This is a genomic window from Paraburkholderia sp. Clong3, from assembly GCF_050436485.1.
Classification (GTDB): Bacteria; Pseudomonadota; Gammaproteobacteria; order Burkholderiales; family Burkholderiaceae; genus Paraburkholderia; species Paraburkholderia tuberum.
In genome coordinates this window covers 19553-36526 of sequence record NZ_JBNDMH010000001.1, presented here as the reverse complement: position 1 = coordinate 36526, position 16974 = coordinate 19553, and the positions used below count along the sequence as shown (strand labels likewise).

Sequence of the window (16974 nt, the reverse complement as noted above, 5' to 3'; positions counted from 1 at the left end):
CACGTTTGTCTTTTGGCGTGCTCTTGTCGAGGTTAAAAAATCGTCAGTGCGCGGCGGCCAGCGGCGGCGCAGCGGAGTCGCTGGATGCGCCCGATGCCAAGCTCGCGCGTCGCTGTGTGACCATCGCGTGGGCGATCTTCTCGGCGATCATGATGGTCGGTATGTTGGTGTTGGCCGAAGGCAGTCTCGGCATCAGCGATGCATCGACCACGCGCAGTCCCTGCGCGCCGTGCACGCGCCCTTCGCTATCCGTGACGGCGTCGCGATCCTGCGCGCCGCCCATGCGGCATGTGCCGCTCGCATGCCACACGCCGAACACGTTCGCGCGGATGAAGTCGGCAAGCGCGCGGTCGTCGGCCAGGAGCGCGGCCATGTCCAGCCCGCGCGTGAAGAAGCGTTCGATCAGAAAACGACGCAGCGGCGCGGGCGTATCGAGCAGCGTGCCGAGCATCGAAGTCAAAAGCGCGTTGCGCTCGCCGACCTGGCTCAACGCCTTGACGCGCGGAGAAAACGCCGCTGGAAAGAAAGTCGCGCGGATCGCGTCCGAGCCCCGACGCCTCGACCACGCTCGCGAGCATCCGCACGCCGGTAGCGAGCCGTTGCAGATCGCGTTCGTCGTCGAGCAGATTCAGGTCGACGCGCGCAGCGGCGGCGGTATCGGCGGATACGAGCTGCACGCGGCCGCGCGAGTACGGCCGGTTGCACCACAGGAAGAAAAGGCCCAGCCGGTTGCCCAGCTCGTGCCATGCCGCGCGTGTCGCGCTCGACAGATACAGGTCCGACTCGTCGCAGCCCGCGACGCCGGAGCTCATGCGCGCGGCCATCATGCTGGCGCGGCGTCGCGCGAGCGGCATGCGAAAGCGCGGTTCGAGAAAATGACAGAACGTGAGCGACGGATGATCCTGCAGATTGCGCCCGACGCCCGGCCGATCCACTGCACACGCGATGCCGAGCGCCGCGAGTTCGCGGGCATCGCCGATACCCGCGCGCATCAGCAGCGCAGGCGACTGCAGCGCGCCCGCGCTCAGCACGACTTCGCCCGCCTCGAAACGCACGCGCTCGCCGCTTTGCGCCAGCGCGATCACGCCGCGCGCCGCCGCACCTTCCATCACGATGTGCTCGACGCGAAGGTTCGAATACACCGTGAGATTCGGGCGCTTGCGCGTGGTTTCGTCGAGATAGGCGATGGCCGTGGACACGCGCTTGTCGTCGATGTTCGAGAACGCGCCGGGGAAAAAGCCGTCGCCAAATTCGCCATTCTGATCCTGCAATTGCGCGACGCCATTCGCGCGCAAGCCCTTGGCGAACGCATCGCAGAAGGGCGGCCAGTCTTTCGGCATGATGCGGCGAATCGGCACGGGGCCGTCGCTGCCGTGCAGTTCGCCGCCCGGAAAGTTGACGTCGCGTTCCAGCTTGCGAAAGTACGGCAGCACGTCACGCCACGCCCAGCCATCGGCGCCGTTCGCAGCCCACTCGTCGTAGTCGCGCGGCAGGCCGCGATTGGCCGATTGCACGTTGATGCTCGACCCGCCGCCCATCACGCGGCCCTGCTCGTAGACGCGCGGCGCGGCGTCCTTGGTGGCTTTCGCCTTCAGGTCCGGCCAGATGTAGGTCTCGCCACAGAAGACGGGCATCGGATAGCTGTCGAGGATGGCGGCGGGCACCGCGCCCGGCGGCGTATCGGCGCCTGCTTCGATCAGCGCGACGCGCAGCGACGGCACGGCCGACAGCCGATGCGCCAACACGCATCCCGCAGAGCCGCCGCCCACGATTACGTAATCGAAGCGTTCCATCCTCTGTCTCCTGTTCTTCTGTGACGCTGCTTATCAACTTCCGCGAAACACCGGCTTGCGCTTGCCATGGAACGCCTCGACGCCCTCGCGGAAATCGTCCGATGTGCGCAGCCGGCTATAGCAATGCCCTTCAAGTTCAATAGCAATGGAAAGCGGCGCATCTTCCGAATCGTTCAGCAGCTTCTTCGCGGTGCGCTGAGCGAGCGGTGAGAACGCGCGCAGTTCGTCGACGAGCGCATCGGTGGCGGTTTCCAGTTCCGTGTCGGCCACGCAGTCCACCGCAATGCCCCACTCGTAAGCCTGCTTCCCCGGAATGCGGCGCGAGCGCATCACGATGTCCTTCGTCCGGCCGATGCCGACCATCGCCTGAAGACGAGCCGAGCCGCCCGAGCCCGGAATTTGCCCCAGCTTTTGCTCCGGCAGCGCATAGAAGGTCGTTTCGGTGACGATGCGGAAATCGCAAGCCAGCGACAGCTCGAACCCCACGCCGAAGCAGAAGCCGCGATTGGCCGCGATCACCGGCTTTGAGCAACGGGCGGGCGCCGCGATATTCCACGCGAGCTTCGACACGTGTTCCGGCGACGCTTCCAGAAAACCCTTGATGTCACCGCCGCTCGAAAAGTGCTCGCCCGTCGCGCGCACGACGATCACGCGCACGCGCTCGTCGTCGTCCAGCGCCTCGATGACGGTGCGCAACTGGTCGCGCGCGTGCATCGAAATGACATTCAACGGCGGCCGATGCAGGATGATGTCGGCGCGCTCGCGTTCGGCGTCGATCTCGACCGAGAAGCCGTCGAGTCCTTGCAGCAGCGTCTGGCCGCGATGGTTCAAATCGCTCATATCGGGTTACTCCTTTGTGGTCTGTGTAGGGTGAACGTTGCCGTCGGATGCGTATTCGCCCGCCGAGAGCTTGCGGCGCAGAATCTTGCCGACCGGCGACTTCGGAATATCGTCGACGAACACGTAGTCGCGCGGGCGCTTGAAGTTGACGAGGTCGGACTGGCGGCACCAGGCGTCGAGCGCCTCGGCATCGACGTATTCGCGGCGCTTGATGAACGCGACCACGCGCTGGCCCCAGCGCTCGTCCTTGACGCCCGCGACCGCGACTTCATCGACGGCCGGATGCAGCGAGAGCACCGATTCGATATCCACCGGCGAGATGTTTTCGCCGCCGCTGATGATCATGTCATCGACGCGGCCGGTCACGTACAAATCGCCGTCGCGGTCGAAATAGCCGGTGTCGCCGGTGAAATACCAGCCCTCGCGCAGCGACTTCGCGTTCGCGTCCGGGCGGTTCCAGTAGCCTTCGAATGCTTCGTCGCCGAGCAGGTCCGCGATGATCTGGCCTTCCTCGCCGGCCTGTGCGATCTCATCGGGCGACACGGCGTCGAGCTTCACGACGCGCAGCCGCGTGTTCACGCCCGCGCGCCCGGCGCTGCCCGGCTTGCGCGTCGCGTCCTGATCGATGCTGACCGTGTAGACCTCGGACGAACCGTAGTGATTGACGAAGATCTCCGGCTCGAACGCAGCCGACAGGCGCTTGAGCAAACCATCGTTCATCGGCGCACCCGCGAAGCCTAGCTTTCTGACCGACGACGTATCGGTGCTGGCGAACGCGCTGTCCGCGAGCAGATCGTGATAAAGCGTCGGCACGAGATAGAGGCACGTGAGCGCGTACTTCGCGATGGATTCGAGCGCGAGCTTCGCGTTCCAGCGACGCACGCAGACGAAGACGCCATCGACGAGCGCCATCGAAAGCAGCGAGCGCACGCCCATCGTGTGATAAAGCGGCATCACGCCGAGCGTGCGTTCGCCGCGCCGGTACAGGTTCTGCGCGACGTGCGCGAGCGCGCCCGCGCGTTCATGCCGATGACGGCGCGGGACACCCTTCGGCTTGCCGGTCGTGCCGGACGTGTAGAGGATCAGCGAGATATCGTCGGCGGTGGCGTGCGTCGTCTCGCCGGTGCGCGTGCGTTCCGCGAGCAGCGCGTCGAAGGCAATCGTGCGGCCGGGGGCGTCGTCCAGACCGATGCGCGGCACGTGCTGCGCGGCGGCGCTTTCCACGACGGCATCGGCGCAAACGGGTTCGTAGACGATCGCCTTCACGCCGGCATCCGTCACGCAGTACTCGACTTCCTCCGGCTTCGCGCGCCAGTTGAGCGGCACGATCACGATGCCCGAGAATTGCCCCGCCCAGTGCAGCGTCGCCATTTCCCAGCGGTTTTGCAGCACGACGAGCAACCGGTCGCCGCGTTGCAGCCCGAGTTCGCGCAGGGCATCGGCGACATTCAGAATCTTGCGATGCCACTGCGCATAGGTCAGTTGCATGTCGCCATCGACGAGCGCGAGCGCGTTCGGGCTGCGCTCGACGCTTTGCAGAAACGTGCGGCCGAGATCAAGCATGTTCGGCCTCCTTCTTGCCGCGCGCCTCGACCTGACGACGCGCTGCCACATCGAGCACGGCCGCGACGATCGGCGTATAGCCGGTACAGCGGCAGATATGGCCCGAGAGCATGTCGCGCACCTGATCCTCGGTCGGATTCGGCACGCGCTGCAGATAGTCCGCACATGACATCAGAATGCCCGCCGTGCAGAAGCCACATTGCAGCGCGTGATGGCGCTGGAACGCCTGCTGCAAATCGCCGAGCGTCTGGTCGGGCGCAAGACCTTCGACTGTGTCGATGCGCCGCGCATCGGCCTGCACCGCGAGCATCAGGCACGAGCGCGCCGCGACGCCATCCACGTGCACCGTGCATGCGCCGCACACGCCATGCTCGCAGCCGACATGCGTGCCGGTCGCGCCCAGTTGGTGGCGGATGAAATCCGACAGCAGTTCGCGCGGCTCGCAATGGCCGCTGCGTTCGCGGCCATTGAGCGTCAGCGTGATGCGCCGCTGCTCCCCTTGCCGCATGATGTTGTCCGATGTGTTGCTGCTCACGTAGCCTCCTCGATCACGCGCCATCCCAGTTGCCGGACGAGATTGCGTCGATATTTCGCGCTGATGTGCGCGTCGTCCTGCGCGTTCAGTTTCCAGCTCAGGTCGTTCAATGCGCCGCGCAGGTCGTCGCCTGTCAGACGCGGCCAGCTTTCCGCCACCGGCCGGTCCGCGACGCCGCCGACCGCGATACGGATCGAATCGTCCGTCACCACCGCCGCGCACGCGACGATCGCGAAATCGCCGTGCCGCGCCGAGAACTCGCTGAACGCATAGCGTTCGCCGGGCTTCCTGAGCGGAAAGCGCACGGCTTCCACGAGTTCGTTTGGCTCGCGCGCGGTCATCAGCATTCCCTGAAAAAAGTCCTGCGCGGCGAGCGTGCGGCGCTTCTTTTTCGAGCGCAGCATCACGTCGCCGCCGAGCGCGGCCAGCACGAGCGGCAGTTCTGCGCTCGGGTCCGCATGCGCGACGGAGCCGCACACCGTCCCGCGATTGCGAATCTGAAAATGCGAGATATGCGGGAACGCCATCGCGAGCATCGGCACTTCGTCGCGCAGCGTGGGACGCCATTCGACGCTGCCTTGCGTCGCCGCCGCGCTCACGACGAGATGGCCTGCTTTGTCATCCACGCGCACGGCGTCGAGTTCGGCGGTGCGCGAGATATCGACCAGCACGCGCGGCTGCGCGAGCCGCATGTTGAGCACGGCCATCAGCGATTGACCGCCCGCCAGCACGCGCGCGTCGTCGCCGGTTTGCGCGAGGGCGTCGAGCGCGTCTTGCGTCGTCATGGCGCGCAGATAATCGAACGGCGCGGGCTTCATACGTGCCTCCTGAAGCGGGCCAAAATCCGCGCAATCCACGACTTGCGCTGCTCGACGGGCTGGCCCGCCGCCTGCCGTCCGAGCGATTCGAACAATTGCTTGAGCACGACCTTCGCCGCGCCTTCGAGCATGCGTCCGCCGACCGCCGCCACCTTGCCCGACACCTGCGCTTCATAGTCATAAGTGAGGCGCGTGCCGGTTCCCTGCGGCGTCAGTTCGACGAGACCGTTGCCGCGCGCGCTGCCGAGCGGCGAGATGCCCGCGCCCGCGAGCCGCAGCCGGTGCGGCGCGTCGATCTCCGACAAGCCGATGCGCGCCTCGAAGCGCGCCTTGATCATGCCGACGCCCACCGTCACGTCCGCGCGATATTGATTCGGCGCGGTCTCGTCGAGCGCATGGCAGCCGGGAATAACCTTCGCGAGCGCCTTCGGGTCGAGCAGCACGCCGAACACGGCTTCGGGCGTCGCGGGCAAATCGACCGTGCCGCGCGCCGTCAACGCCTTGCCGCCCGGCGTCGCGGGCTTCGCAGCCGGTGCTTCGCGCAGTTCGGGCCGCGACGGTTCGGGATCGTCGATGCCGATCAGCGCCATCACTTTGGGCGGCGTGAGCGGCAGGCGGATATCGTCGACGCCGAGGGCATCGGCCACCGCATTCGCGATGCACGGCGGCGTGCTCATGTTGTTGCCTTCGCCGAGCCCCTTCGCGCCGAGCGGCGTGAAGGGCGACGGCGTCTCCAGATGTACGATCACCGGGTCGGGCACTTCGCAGGTCGTCGGCATCAGATAGTCGGCGAGCGTGCCGGACTGGAAACTGCCGTCCGCGCCGTAGCGGAACTCTTCCATCAGCGCCGCGCCGACGCCTTGCACGAACGCGCCGCGAATCTGGCCATCGGCGAGTGCGGGATTGAGTAGCGTGCCGGCGTCGTGCGTCGTCACATAACGGTCGATGCGCACGCGCCCCGTCACGCTGTCTACTTCCACGCCGCACATGTCGAACGCGAAGCCATACGCCGCCGACGTGTTGATGCGATCCTGCTCGTCGGGCGCGTCCATGTGCGGCGGCGACCAGAAGACGCTCTCGCGCAGACCCGGCTCCTCGCCTTCCGGTAACAGCGCGGGCGCCCAGTGCGGCGCATTGCTTGCGGCGCGCGCGAACGGCAACGCGCGCTCTTCGGCACCGTTCGGAAAGACGCGCGCGCCTTCGAAGCGCACGTCGCCGGGCGCGCAGCCGAACTGCTTTGCAAGAATGCGCGCGAGCTTTTCGCGCACGCGGGTCGCGGCCAGATGCACCGTGCCGGCCACCGCGCCCGCGAATCGGCTCGAATAATTGCCCGCCGCGACGGACCACGCGTCCTTGTGCGTATCGAATTCGACGTTCACGACGATGTCCTTCGGGTCGAGCCCGAGCACATCCGCGACGACTTGCGCGCACACCGTCATGTGGCCCTGGCCCGCTGGCGTCGACGCGATGGTGACGACCACGCCGCCGAGCAGATCGACGCTCACCGTCGCGCTGGCGATCGCGCCGTTCTTCGGCCCGGCTTTCTTGCGGGCGTCGGGCGGCATCACAGTCGTGATGTATCCCATGTTCGATACCGACGGCTCCACGATCGCCGCGAAGCCGATGCCATAAAGACGCCCAACTTTGCGCGCCGCGTCGCGTCGCGCGACGAGTTCGTCGTAGCCGCCTTCGGTCATCGAGCGGCGCAGCGCTTCCTGATAGTTGCCGGAGTCGAGCAGCGCGCCCGCCGTCGCGCGATACGGAAAGGCATCGGCGGGAACGAAGTTGCGGCGGTACACATCGAGCACATCGAGCCTCAGTTCGACGGCGATACGCTGAATGAGCCGCTCCAGCGCGAAGTAGACCTGCGGTCCGCCGAAGCCGCGCACGAGGCCGGTCGGCGTCTTGTTCGTGAGCACGACGCGGTTGCGCACGACGAGATTCGGAATGGCATATGCGCCCGTCAGGCAGCCGTGCATCCGGTAGAAGGTCGCGGGTTCGGGCGCGCGCACGTAGCCGCCGATATCTTCCAGTTGATCGTAGGAAAGCGCGACGATGCGGCCATCGCTTTCAACGGCCGCTTCGATGGTCGAAAGGCGCGCGGTCGCGGAAGTCGCCGCGCTCAGGTGTTCGAGCCGGTCCTCGACCCATTTCACCGGCGCGCCGGCCTTGCGCGAGGCAAGGCACATCAGCACGACATACGGAAACACCGCCTGCTTGACGCCGAAGCTGCCGCCGGAATCGCGCGGGGCCTTATGACGCAGACGGTTCGCGGGAACGTTGAGCGCCATCGCCATGACGGCGTGCAGCGAAAACGGTCCCATGAAATTGGATGTGACGTCATAGCCTTCGCCGCCCGACAGATACTCGGCGATGACCACGCCGCATTCGATCGGCGCGCACGTGTTGCGCGGATAGTGCGCGACGAGCTTCACGCGATGCGGCGCGTTTTCGAACGCGGCTTCCGGTTCGCCATAGCGGAAACGCCGGTCGCTGATCACGTTGCTGCCGACCCGCTCGTGCAGCACCGGCGCATCGCCCCGCACCGATTGTTCGATGGACGTGACCGGATCGAGCATCGCGTAGTCGACCTTGATGAGGTCGAGCGCGTCTTCCGCTAGCGCGCGGGATTCCGCCATCACCACCGCCACCGGCTCGCCGACGTAGCGCACGCGGTCCATCGCGAGCGCCCACTGCTCCATCGGCGACTTCACGCCGACGACGAAGGGTCGCGACCACGGACGCAGATCGTCGCGCGTGAGCACGGCGCGCACGCCGTGCAGCTTCGATGCGGCTTCGGTATTGATGGAAACGAGTTCCGCATGCGCGTGCGGCGAGCGCAGAATCGCTGCGTGCAGCGTGCCGGGCTTCACGGCGATATCGTCGCCGTAGCGGCCGCGACCCGTGAGAATCGCGGGGTCTTCGAAGCGCTGCATCGGCTGGCCGACGTGGCGCTGCGGCTTCGCGGCATCGCTGTCGGCCACGCGCGCGTTGATATCGGCAAATCCGGTTTCGCGCTGATTCATGGCGTCACTCCGTCATCTTCGCCGCGGCTGCCGAATTCATCGGCGAGACCGCTCCAGCGGCGCGCAATCTCGCCGTGCTCGATGCCGAGCAGATCCAGAATGCGCCCGACCGTGTGATCGACGACATCGTCGATGGTCTTCGGATGCGCATAGAACGCCGGCACCGGCGGCATTACGATGGCGCCCATTTCGGTCGCGAGCGTCATGTTGCGCAGATGCGCGAGATTGAGCGGCGTCTCGCGCGCGACCAGCACGAGGCGGCGGCGCTCCTTGAGCATCACGTCGGCGGCGCGGGTCAGCAGATTGTCCGCGAAGCCGTTCGCGACACCCGCGAGCGTTTTCATCGAACACGGTGCAATCACCATGCCTTCGCTGAGGAACGAACCGCTCGCCACGGCCGCGCCGATATCGCGCACGTTATGCACGACGTCCGCGAGTTGGTCGACGTCGCCGCGCGTGAGGCCGAGTTCCTGCGCCGCCGTCACTGCACCCGACGCCGACACGATCAGATGCGTCTCGTGCGTGCCGAGGCGCCGCAGCGCAGCGAGCAGCCGCACGCCGATGACCGCGCCGCTCGCGCCCGAGATGCCCACGACGATGCGCTTCTTCCGCTCAGCCATGATCGCGCGCGAGGTAGGCGTCGAGCGCGCTGTTGTCGGCGGCGACGAGCGCGGTCAGATCCGCGGTGTCCTGACCCGGGATGCGCACGCGTGTGAAGACATGCGCCGGATAGACGACCGGGCGCGTCGCGTCGAGTCCCATCTTCGCGCTGATGCCTTGCAGATGCGCGGGGGCGTCGTCGGGCTGGCCGACCGTCGTCGAGGGATCGAGCGGCGAGCCTTGCGCGCCCGCGATGACGACGAGATCGCGGTCGGCCTGAAAGCGCGTCGCAATCGCCCATTCGATTTCTGCGGGATCGTGCACGTTCACGTCCGTATCCACGACGACGACCAGCTTGATGTCGTAATGCGCGCCGAACGCGCAGAGAAGCACGTTCTTCGCTTCGCCTTCGCGTTTCTTGTCGAACTGCACCCACAGGTGATAGCGGCACACACCGCCTACCGACAGATGCACGTCCTTCACCGCCGGATGGCTGCGCTGAAGGTGCGCGAGGAGCGTCGCTTCGCGCGGAATCGCGCCGAGCAGCAGATGCTCCATTTCGGCCGGCACGATCGTATGAAAAATCGGGTCGCGCCGATGCGTCACCGCCGTCACTTCAATGACTTCGCGCGCTTCCTTCGCGCTGTAGTACTTTGGGAACTCGCCGAATGGGCCTTCCGGCTCGCGCACGTTCGGCAGAATGCGTCCTTCTATGACGATCTCCGCGAACGCGGGCACCTGCACACCGCTCGTCACGCATTGCGCGACCGGCAGCGGCGCGCCGTGCAGCGCGCCAGCGATTTCGAGTTCGTCGTTATCGATGGGCGTGATCGCTTGCGAAGCGAGCATCGTCAGCGGATCGACGCCAATGGCGACGGCCACGTCGAGCGCATCGCCCGCTTCCTCGGCGGCGCGCTGGAACGCGTAGAGATGGCGCGGCAGCAGCAGAATCGCCATGCGATCGCGGCCATGCACCTGAATGCGGTTGATCGACACGTTCTGCACGCCGGTGCGCGGATTGCGCGCAATCACGAGACCCGCGGTGATGTACGGGCCGTTGTCATGCTCGCTATGCGTGGGAATAGGCAGAAGCGCGTGCAGATCGATTCCGCTCGTATGCACCACTTGCTGGCACGGCGCGTCCTCACGCGCAATGACTTTCGACGCGAGCGGCTCGGCGGCAGCGGCGGAAAAACGTGCGAGCAAACCGGCTTCATCGACGCCCATTGCTTCGGCAATCCACGCCCGCTTCGACATGAATCCGCTCACGACCGGAACCGCATGGCCGCCGGGGCGCGTGAAAAACGCCGCTTGCGTGCCGTCGAGGCGTTTGGCGACAGCGGCGAGTTCGTGTTCGAGCGCAACCGGCTTGTCGATGGTCGCGAGGCGTCCCGTCTTCGCGAGATGCGCGAGCCAGTCGCGCAGCGAGAGCGAGCCCGCCTCCGAGCCTTCCGGGGCCCACGAGAATGAGGAAATGCCGTTCTTTTCGGCATCGCGTATGTTCATCAGCGTCTCCATCTGTGCTGTGCCCGGCAAAGTGATGCCGCAGCGAGCGATGGGGTCAAGCGTAGCGATATCGCACCATAACTTCTAATAGTGTTTTCTGATGCGCTGAATCATTGCCTCTTATATCAGTGTTAGCCCCGATGACAGCCTTCTTACAGTTACGTATCAATAGACCCGTCCCGCAACCCGCACTGGCGGGCGTGGGCGGCAACGGCGAGCGGCAGGCAAGCACCGTTCGACGTGATAATGCAGGTGGCGGCTATTAGCATCGCTGATGCACGAAGGGATGAGATGGACCTCAAGCAAATTCAGTACTTCATCGCGCTGTTCGAGGACGGCTCGGTTACGCGGGCGGCCAAGCGCCTGAATATCGTGCAGCCCGCGCTCAGCATGCAGATCGCGAAGCTCGAGGACGAACTGCATCAGCAACTCTTCGAGCGCGGCGCGCACGGCATGGCGCCGACCGCGGCGGGGCGGCTGATGTATCGCCTGTTTCTGCCGATCATGCGCGACCTCGCACACGCGCGGCAGCAGATCGTTCAGCGCGATGAAGTCGTGACGGGACACGTCGGCATCGGGCTGATTGCGTCCGTCACAGAGAGCGTGCTCGCGGATTCGCTCTCGCGCTTTCACGCGCAATATCCGGATGTCGAAGTCACGGTCGCCGACGGCTACAGCGCGACTTTCATCGACTGGGTGGCGGGCGGTCAGCTGGATGCCGCGATCATCAACAAGCCGCGCGCGCGTCTGTCGCTCGACTCCCGCGCGCTGCTCGACGAAGAGATGGTGCTCGCAACCAGCGCCGCGCACGGCCCCGATCTGCCGCACGCCATTGAACTCGCGCAGCTGCCCGAACTGGAACTCGTGCTGCCGACCAAGCGCCACGGCCTGCGCGGCGTGCTCGACAGCGCCGCGCAGCATGAAGACGTGCTGCTCGCGCCGCGCTTCGAAATCGACGTGCTCTCGACCATCCTCAAGCTCGTCGAAAACACGCGCTTTGCGACGATCCTGCCGCGCATCGTGGTCGAGCGCGCGGCGCGGCATGGCACCTTGCGCGCGTGCCCGATTCTCGCGCCGCGCATCGTGCGGCATGTCATCTGCGTGAGCCATCCGCGAAGGCCGTTGAGCGCGGCGGCCGAAGCGCTGATCGCGATCATCGGCAACGAGCTGCATCAAGCCTCGAATATTTCGTGTAACGAACCATCCCCTTCTTTGAAGGAACGCTCCGCATGAACGCATCACGCTGGATTGCCGGCGAATGGACCGGCACGCCTACGCTCGACAGCATCGATCCCGCCACGGGCGAGGCCATCGGCCAGTTCGCCGACGGCGGCGCGGATGAAGCCGATGCCGCCATCGCCGCCGCGCGCCATGTGTTCGATCGCACGGCGTGGGCGCAGGATGCACGTCTGCGCCCACGTCGTGCTGCTCGGCGCGGGCTCCGGCCATGCGTTTCTGTCGCCGACGCTCGTCGAGCGTGGCGATCCGAAGGCGTTCTTCTGTCAGGACGAGACTTTCGGGCTGTTCGTCACGCTCGAAGTTTTTGAAAGCGAGCAGGAAGCACTTGAGAAGGCCAACGATACGGTCTTCGGCCTGTCGGCCAGCGTGTGGACGCACGACGGCGCGCGCGCGTTGCGCACCGCGCGGGCGCTGCGCAACGGGACAGTGTGGATCAACGATCACAACAAGCTGTTCGCGGAAGCGGAAACGGGCGGCTACCGGCAAAGCGGGCTCGGGCGTCTGCACGGTTACGACGCGCTCGCCGACTTCACCGAGATCAAGCACATCTGCATGCCGGCGGGCATCGTGGAAGACGTGGCTCCGCTTCGTTGATGCGCCAAAGGCGCGTGCTAGCGTCCGCCGCTATGCGGCATCAACGCGGCAAGCCAGATCGCGACCGCCACCGCGCCGCCATCGGGCCAACCCACCGCACGCGCGCCGAGATAGCTCGCGCGTCCGGCGCGTCGCGCCATGCTCGCGGTTTCGTCCGCGCCCTTAGCCGTCGAGGCCGCATTCCAGCCCGGAGTAAAAAACCCCGCGATAAGCCGAAAGGAGTGGTCGCTCCTTCTGGCGCAGAGATGGGTCATCGCCCGCCTACGCAATCAGCGCTTCTTCAGCCTGGACGACGCGCTCGGTGACTATCTGCCCGATCTCCGGCGACCCGTGCCTCCGCTCGATCCGACGATCGATTTCGCATTAAAATCAGTGGCTTAGGTCGAGATTGGAGATGCGGGATACGGCGGATTTTTTGCGAATCCCGGCCGACCCTCCGCCTCGCTCAAAATACCGGAAGTCGAATCAGCGCGCTGAAAACCTGGCGCTCTCGTTACAACGTAATGGCGGGAATGTTCTATGACGCCGACTTTTGGTCCCTTCTACTCACTACCGATCCTCACTTTTTGAAGCGCGATCGATTACGCATGTGGGTGATGCTTTCACGGCACGCTCACAGCAACTACGGGAGTATCGAATGTCTAAGGCACCGTCCCCTGAAGTCGATATTAGAACACTGCGCAAAGTCATCATGGCTGCCTCGATTGGTAACTTTGTTGAATGGTTCGATTTCGCAGCGTATGGTTTCCTCGCAACTATCCTCACGAGCGAGTTTTTTCCGAGCAGCGATCCATCCGCGGGCCTCCTGAAGACTTTCGCGGTGTTTGCAGTGGCTTTCGCATTTCGTCCGGTCGGTGGCATAGTGTTCGGCTTAATTGGAGATAGGATTGGGCGCAAACGCACGCTGGCGCTGACCATCTTGATGATGGCCGGGGCGACCACACTGATCGGCCTGCTGCCGAACTACGCCGCCATCGGTGCTCTCGCGCCGTTGTTGCTAACCGTGATTCGCTGCGTGCAGGGCTTTTCGGCCGGTGGTGAGTATGCTGGCGCCTGTGCCTACGTAATGGAGCACGCGCCGCAAAACAAACGCGGCTGGTACGGCAGCTTTATTCCCGTGTCGACTTTTTCTTCATTTGCGATCGCGGCCGTCGTCGCTTATGCGCTTGATGCAACGCTTTCGGCTGATGCAATGAGCGCGTGGGGATGGCGCGTGCCGTTCCTCGCGTCCGCACCCATCGGGCTCATCGGGCTGTACCTGCGCATCAGTCTCAATGAAACACCCGCCTTCCGCGCTCTTGAAGGCGAGCACCGGGTGGCGCATGCGCCGTTGCGCGAAACGTTCCGTACGCAGGCGGGCGGCATTCTGAAGCTCGGTGCATTTATTTCAGTGACAGCATTGTCCTTCTACACCTTTACTACCTATTTCGCGACATATCTGCAGGTCGTAGGACACATGAGTCGCGCAACTTCGCTGCTGATCACCGTTGTGGCACTTTTGTTTGCTGCGGCCATTTGTCCGCTGGCCGGCCTGTATTCTGATTTCGCCGGGCGCCGCATGACATTATTCACCACGTGCGCGCTGTTGATTGTAGTCGTCTATCCCTCGTTCTCGCTCGCGGGCTCGGGACAATTTCTGTCAGCACTGATCGGCGTGGCAATGCTCGCGACAGGCGCGGTGTTGTCGGGCGTGGTTACGGCTGCGTTGTTGTCGGAAGTGTTCCCAACCAGGATGCGCTATACCGGGTCGGCCATTACCTATAACCTCGCCTACACGATCTTCGGGGGCACCGCGCCGTTGGTCGCTACCTGGTTGATCGGCACGACCGGAAACAATCTGTCGCCCGCTTTGTATCTGATCGCCGTATCTTTCATGGGCCTGATCGGCGGGATGATGCTTCCAGAAACTTCACGAATGTCCTTGCAAGATGTGGGCACTGACAACGACCCAGCTATAGGCGAGATGCTCGGAGCGCAGCGACCGCTCAGGTAGCCCGGATCGTTCGAAGCTTTCCCGAGACTGCCGGCCGGCACGACGCGCGGCTTTGGCGTCGGCGAATTCCGCGAGGTTGGCCGCCTGATCCTCGAAGTGTTCGATGCGCTGGGCCACCATCCGGATGGGGATGCGGCCACTGAACAGCGCGTACGCCGTGAGATTTTCGCGCTGTGCGAACGCTTTCCGATTTACTGATTCGCCGAATCGCCAAGCTTGCGCACAGCCATAGCGACCCCACACGCCAGAAGCCTATACGGAGCATCGAATGAGCAATCTGCATGAGAACAGCATCATCATCGACGGCCTGAACATTTCGAAATTCGACCGCTCGGTGTTCGAGGACATGAGGAAGGGCGGCATCACCGCGGCCAACTGTACGGTGTCGGTGTGGGAGAGCTTTACGAAGACCGTCGACAACATCTCGTTGATGAAGCAGCAGATCCGCGCAAACAGTGAGTTGCTGACGCTCGTGCGCACCACCGAAGACATCGCGCGTGCGAAGAAGGAAAACCGCACTGGGGTGATCCTGGGCTTCCAGAACGCGCACGCGTTCGAGGACAACCTCGGCTATATCGAAGCCTTCGCCGACATGGGCGTGCGCGTCGTGCAGCTTTGCTACAACACGCAGAACCTGGTCGGCACCGGTTGCTATGAGCGCGACGGTGGGCTGTCGGATTTCGGCCGCGAAGTGATTACCGAAATGAACCGCGTCGGGATCATGGTCGATCTGTCGCACGTTGGTGGCAATACGTCGTCGGAGGCCATTGCGTTCTCGAAGAAGCCGGTCTGCTATTCGCATTGCCTGCCGTCGGGTCTCAAGGAGCACCCGCGCAACAAGTCCGATGAACAACTGAAGGAAATCGCCGAGGCCGGCGGCTTCATCGGCGTGACGATGTTCGCGCCGTTCCTCAAGCGCGGAATCGATGCGACGGTCGAGGACTACATCGAAGCCATCGACTATGTCGTCAACCTGGCCGGCGAAGATACGGTGGGCATCGGCACCGATTTCACGCAGGGCTACAGCGTCGACTTCTTCGACTGGCTCACGCACGACAAGGGCCGCTATCGCCGTCTGACGAACTTCGGCAAGGTCGTGAACCCGGAAGGCATCCGCACGATCGGCGAGTTCCCGAACCTCACCGCGGCCATGCAGCGCGCAGGCTGGAGCGAGACGCGCATCCGCAAGATCATGGGCGAAAACTGGGTGCGCGTGTTCCGCGATGTCTGGGGCGCATAAGCACCGAAGCCCGATCCTCATTCATCGAAACGCGACGGGCGCCGTGACGAGCGCCCGCGCGAACCGAAACTCACCCCTCGGAGCACCCTCGCGATGCAACCGCAACTGCCGATCGACGTCGATCCGAACACTGGCGTCTGGACCTCTGACGCACTGCCGATGCTGTACGTCCCGCGCCATTTCTTCACGAACAATCACAAGGCTGTCGAAGAGGCGCTCGGGCGTGATGCCTACGCGGAGATCCTCTACAAGGCGGGTTACAAGTCGGCCTATCACTGGTGCGACAAGGAAGCAAAGCAGCACGGCATCAGTGGCATAGCCGTATTCGAGCATTACGTGAAGCGTCTTTCGCAACGAGGATGGGGCATCTTCACGATCGTCGAAGTCGATCCGGTGAGCGCGCGTGCGCGCGTCGAACTCCGTCACTCATCCTTCGTGCTGGCGCAACCGGGCAAGCACGGCAAGCTTTGCTACATGTTCTCGGGCTGGTTCGCCGGCGCTATGGACTGGGTGAACGACACTACTGAAGCTGGCGAGGGCGCTCCGCGCTCGCAGTCGAAGGAAGTGCAATGCGCAGCGGAAGGCCACGACCACTGCGTGTTCGAAGTGTCGCCAGTCGCGCAATAAACCGTTTTCTCGCAATAAGCTGACCTGAGATGCTGAGAGACGGCGCCAAAGCGTAGGCCATTGCAGTACGCGAGAACGGACATCGTGTCCCTGACGCGACGTACAAGTGCGTATTCGACGGCAGGTCGAGCGCGGATTCCACGACTGCCCGAGCATGAATTTCACGTGAAGTCGAGCGCTGGAATGTGAGGTAACCACGCGGGTAACCCATGGCACCCTCGACGTTTTTGCGTCGGGAGTGCGAATGCCGAACAACAGGTTATCCATGCGTCAGATCAAGGAAGTCTTACGGCTCTATTAAGTCTATTAGGGGGGTCCCGGTAGGCGCGATTTCCTATCATAAGCGCCGGGGTTACGTACCATTAGCGACTCCCCCGCAAAATTGTCATAGCGTGACATATAAAATCCGCTGTGCAAGTAGGGCCGACAGGGTCACGGAACGAAATCCGGCCCCCGCAATTCGCCCCCCTATGGAGCGGTCCGAATTCAAAGCAGATATCCGGCGAACCCAAGCGAGACTTGGTGGGCCATGTCGGATTCGAACCGAGGTTGTCCATTCGGAGGCGGATTATGATCCGGATACTGCGAAAGCGGACGCTC

At 64.2% G+C, this 16974-nt stretch carries 12 protein-coding genes and 3 pseudogenes; 6 read left to right on the top strand and 9 right to left on the bottom strand.

The genetic code is table 11. The features are described 5' to 3' along the window. Window positions 1-43 precede the first annotated feature (43 nt). The 8 genes and pseudogenes from OKW30_RS00180 to OKW30_RS00145 all read right to left on the bottom strand — a co-directional run bounded on the left by OKW30_RS00180 (window position 44) and on the right by OKW30_RS00145 (window position 10681). Window positions 44-1793 (bottom strand): annotated as a pseudogene (locus OKW30_RS00180) (GMC family oxidoreductase). Window positions 1794-1826: 33 nt separating this feature from the next. Continuing rightward, a complete protein-coding gene (locus OKW30_RS00175; protein ID WP_429345672.1) occupies window positions 1827-2633 on the bottom strand; it encodes an enoyl-CoA hydratase/isomerase family protein in 807 nt (268 codons plus the stop codon). Between the two features lie 6 nt (window positions 2634-2639). Beyond that, the gene (locus OKW30_RS00170) at window positions 2640-4196 is read right to left on the bottom strand and encodes an AMP-binding protein (protein WP_184072233.1); all 1557 of its coding nucleotides are present in this window, start codon (window positions 4194-4196) and stop codon (window positions 2640-2642) included. Continuing rightward, the gene (locus tag OKW30_RS00165; protein ID WP_184072232.1) at window positions 4189-4755 is read right to left on the bottom strand and encodes a (2Fe-2S)-binding protein; all 567 of its coding nucleotides are present in this window, start codon (window positions 4753-4755) and stop codon (window positions 4189-4191) included. The genes OKW30_RS00170 and OKW30_RS00165 overlap by 8 nt, the downstream gene beginning before the upstream one ends. Continuing rightward, on the bottom strand, window positions 4728-5549 hold the full coding sequence (locus tag OKW30_RS00160) for an FAD binding domain-containing protein (RefSeq protein WP_184072231.1): 822 nt from the start codon (window positions 5547-5549) through the stop codon (window positions 4728-4730). The genes OKW30_RS00165 and OKW30_RS00160 overlap by 28 nt, the downstream gene beginning before the upstream one ends. After that, window positions 5546-8575 (bottom strand): xanthine dehydrogenase family protein molybdopterin-binding subunit, encoded by a 3030-nt coding sequence (locus OKW30_RS00155; protein WP_429345671.1) that lies wholly within the window; start codon window positions 8573-8575, stop codon window positions 5546-5548. Before OKW30_RS00155 ends, OKW30_RS00160 begins: the two co-directional genes overlap by 4 nt. After that, a complete protein-coding gene (locus OKW30_RS00150) occupies window positions 8572-9195 on the bottom strand; it encodes a UbiX family flavin prenyltransferase (protein WP_090807398.1) in 624 nt (207 codons plus the stop codon). The genes OKW30_RS00155 and OKW30_RS00150 overlap by 4 nt, the downstream gene beginning before the upstream one ends. Continuing rightward, complete coding sequence (locus OKW30_RS00145; protein WP_184072229.1) at window positions 9188-10681, bottom strand: UbiD family decarboxylase; 1494 nt, start codon at window positions 10679-10681, stop codon at window positions 9188-9190. The genes OKW30_RS00150 and OKW30_RS00145 overlap by 8 nt, the downstream gene beginning before the upstream one ends. A gap of 291 nt (window positions 10682-10972) precedes the next feature. On the opposite strand from OKW30_RS00145, the gene OKW30_RS00140 reads away from it, so the two are divergent. Together OKW30_RS00140 and OKW30_RS00135 are read left to right on the top strand one after the other, a co-directional pair. After that, window positions 10973-11914 carry a LysR family transcriptional regulator gene (locus tag OKW30_RS00140; protein ID WP_184072228.1) on the top strand — a complete coding sequence of 314 codons (942 nt, stop codon included), beginning with the start codon at window positions 10973-10975 and terminating at the stop codon, window positions 11912-11914. 53 nt (window positions 11915-11967) lie between these two features. Then, window positions 11968-12514: pseudogene (locus OKW30_RS00135) on the top strand (aldehyde dehydrogenase family protein); the annotation flags it as partial. Window positions 12515-12531: 17 nt separating this feature from the next. Here OKW30_RS00135 and OKW30_RS00130 read toward each other — a convergent pair. Continuing rightward, window positions 12532-12723: a DAK2 domain-containing protein gene (locus tag OKW30_RS00130; RefSeq protein WP_429346083.1), complete on the bottom strand. Its 192-nt coding sequence runs from the start codon at window positions 12721-12723 to the stop codon at window positions 12532-12534. A 428-nt stretch (window positions 12724-13151) separates the two neighbouring features. Between OKW30_RS00130 and OKW30_RS00125 the strand changes: the two genes are divergently transcribed. The 4 genes and pseudogenes from OKW30_RS00125 (at window position 13152) to OKW30_RS00110 (ending at window position 16374) form a co-directional block, all read left to right on the top strand. Next, window positions 13152-14507 carry an MFS transporter gene (locus tag OKW30_RS00125; RefSeq protein WP_429345670.1) on the top strand — a complete coding sequence of 452 codons (1356 nt, stop codon included), beginning with the start codon at window positions 13152-13154 and terminating at the stop codon, window positions 14505-14507. 30 nt (window positions 14508-14537) lie between these two features. Then, window positions 14538-14705 (top strand): annotated as a pseudogene (gene glyA / locus OKW30_RS00120) (serine hydroxymethyltransferase); the annotation flags it as partial. Window positions 14706-14775: 70 nt separating this feature from the next. Further along, window positions 14776-15747 carry a dipeptidase gene (locus OKW30_RS00115; RefSeq protein ID WP_090807390.1) on the top strand — a complete coding sequence of 324 codons (972 nt, stop codon included), beginning with the start codon at window positions 14776-14778 and terminating at the stop codon, window positions 15745-15747. 93 nt (window positions 15748-15840) lie between these two features. Continuing rightward, window positions 15841-16374, top strand: a complete 534-nt coding sequence (locus tag OKW30_RS00110) for a DUF5943 domain-containing protein (RefSeq protein ID WP_184072224.1) — start codon at window positions 15841-15843, stop codon at window positions 16372-16374. The last annotated feature ends 600 nt before the right edge of the window (window positions 16375-16974 follow it).